Below are 350 nucleotides of genomic sequence, written 5' to 3'. Positions count from 1 at the left end.
CAGTTGTAGCAGTTATTTTATGTATATTTTCAAGTAATCTACTGTTTTTATCTCTCGTATTTTTGTATGTAATTTTAATAGGTGCTATGCATGTTTATATACGTAAAGTATCTCGTGTTGAATGGGAATACAGTCAAGGAAATTCAAATGTTTTTATAGGTGAAACGAACAGATGCAAAATAAAAATTTCAAACAAATCAATTTTTCCTATTTTTAATGTTGTATTTCGATTTAAATGTGAAAATAAGCTAACTTGGAATCATGATGAAATAAACAAAAATCATAGTACAGGTTCAAATTATTATATGAATTTTAATTTAAAAGGAAGAGAGTCAGTTTTATTTGATTTA

The 350-nt window shown here is 24.9% G+C and carries 1 pseudogene; it reads left to right on the top strand.

The annotated features are described in order from the left end of the window. Nucleotides 1–350 (top strand): annotated as a pseudogene (locus MR083_RS27015) (DUF58 domain-containing protein); the annotation flags it as partial.

This window comes from Bacillus cereus group sp. BfR-BA-01408, assembly GCF_022663305.1.
Lineage (GTDB): Bacteria > Bacillota > Bacilli > Bacillales > Bacillaceae_G > Bacillus_A > Bacillus_A pacificus.
This window is presented reverse-complemented; position numbering and strand designations above follow the sequence as displayed.